We start from the raw sequence: 235 nt of genomic DNA, 5'->3' as shown, positions 1-235 counted from the left end.
GCCGATCCGCTCGCAGGCGCCAAACGGCTGCCGGTCGGCTGGGAAATGCTCGGGCGCGTCGTCGACGCGTCGGGCCGCCCGCTCGACGGCCTCGGCCCGCTCGCGTCGAAGGTCGACGCTTCGCTGTCGGCGCCGTCGATCAACCCGCTCGATCGCGAGCCGATCCACCACGTGCTCGACGTCGGCGTGCGCGCGATCAACGCGCTGCTCACCGTCGGCCGCGGGCAGCGGATGG

The 235-nt window shown here is 74.0% G+C and carries 1 pseudogene; it reads left to right on the top strand.

Going from position 1 to position 235, the window contains the following annotated elements:
- Positions 1–235: pseudogene (fliI, locus tag R2R70_RS23225) on the top strand (flagellum-specific ATP synthase FliI); the annotation flags it as partial.

Source organism: Cobetia sp. SIMBA_158 (assembly GCF_046566945.1).
In the GTDB taxonomy this organism is placed as follows: Bacteria; Pseudomonadota; Gammaproteobacteria; order Pseudomonadales; family Halomonadaceae; genus Cobetia; species Cobetia amphilecti.
This window is presented reverse-complemented; position numbering and strand designations above follow the sequence as displayed.